This is a genomic window from Streptomyces sp. SID1328 (assembly GCF_009865595.1).
Taxonomy (GTDB): Bacteria; Actinomycetota; Actinomycetes; order Streptomycetales; family Streptomycetaceae; genus Streptomyces; species Streptomyces griseoluteus.
This window is the reverse complement of record NZ_WWKH01000766.1, coordinates 1-1,153: the sequence shown is the minus strand read 5'-3', so window position 1 is coordinate 1,153 and position 1,153 is coordinate 1. Positions and strand designations below refer to the sequence as shown.

The window sequence follows — 1,153 nt, the reverse complement described above, 5'->3', positions numbered from 1 at the left end:
TGTCAACGCCCACTTGGACGCCTACCTGCTCGAAGGCCGCCTGCCGGGCCGCCGCGCCGCCTGCGCCCCGCGCCCGGAGCCGCGCCCCACCGAGCCGGCCGGACGCGGCACCCCGGACCGGGACGCGCTCAAGGGCAGGGGCGCCTAGGCGAGCCCCGCCACCAGTTCGGCCACGGACTTGCGGCGGCCGGTGTAGAACGGCACCTCTTCGCGGACGTGCATCCGGGCCTCGGAGGCGCGCAGGTGACGCATGAGGTCGACGATGCGGTACAGCTCGTCGGCCTCGAAGGCGAGCAGCCACTCGTAGTCGCCCAGCGAGAAGGAGGCGACCGTGTTGGCGCGCACGTCGGGGTAGCCGCGGGCCATCTTGCCGTGGTCGGCGAGCATGCGGCGGCGGTCCTCGTCGGGCAGCAGGTACCAGTCGTAGGAGCGCACGAAGGGGTAGACGCTCACGTAGTTGCGGGGCGTCTCGTCGGCGAGGAACGCCGGGATGTGCGAGCGGTTGAACTCGGCCGGGCGGTGCAGCGCCATGTTCGACCACACGGGCTCGACCGCGCGGCCCAGCCTGGTACGGCGGAAGAGGTTGTACGCCTCCTGAAGCTGGTCGGCGGTCTCGGCGTGCCACCAGATCATCAGGTCGGCGTCGGAGCGGAGGCCGGAGACGTCGTAGGTGCCGCGGACCGTGACGTCCTTCGCGGCGAGCTGGTCGAACAGCTCCTGGACCTCGTCGGCGTAGCCCGCGCGGTCCTCCGGCAGCACGTCCTTCAGCTTGAAGACGGACCACAGGGTGTAGCGGATGACCTGGTTGAGGTCCTTGGCCAGCTTGCCCTTGTTCGGGATGCGGGCCGGCTCGGTGGTGGGGGCGTCGTCACTCATGCCCCCTATTCTCCCGCTCCGCCGTGCAGGCTCTGCACCGGGTTGGCCGTCAGCTCGCGCACACCGGCGAGGTCGCCGCCGAGCTGGTCGACGGCCGCGTAGGCACTGGCGATGCAGGCGGGGATGCCCACGCCGTCGTACTGGGCGCCGCACACCGCGAGGCCGGGCAGCTTGGCGATGTGCTCGCGGACACGGGCCACGCGCGCGTGGTGGCCGACCGGGTACTGCGGCAGGCCGTCGGTCCAGCGGGTGACGCGGGTGGCGACCGGCTCGGCGT

The 1,153-nt window shown here is 72.2% G+C and carries 1 protein-coding gene and 1 pseudogene; both read right to left on the bottom strand.

Features of this window, described 5'->3' with window-relative positions; genetic code table 11:
- Positions 1 to 144: 144 nt before the first annotated feature.
- Positions 145 to 876: a hydrogen peroxide-dependent heme synthase gene (gene hemQ / locus GT030_RS24615; RefSeq protein WP_161202972.1), complete on the bottom strand. Its 732-nt coding sequence runs from the start codon at positions 874 to 876 to the stop codon at positions 145 to 147.
- Positions 877 to 881: 5 nt separating this feature from the next.
- Positions 882 to 1,153: pseudogene (locus GT030_RS24610) on the bottom strand (protoporphyrinogen oxidase); the annotation flags it as partial.

Excerpts from the sequence above, each read along its gene's own strand:
- hemQ (WP_161202972.1), bottom strand. The coding sequence starts at position 876 with ATGAGTGACGACGCCCCCACCACCGAGCCGGCCCGCATCCCGAACAAG.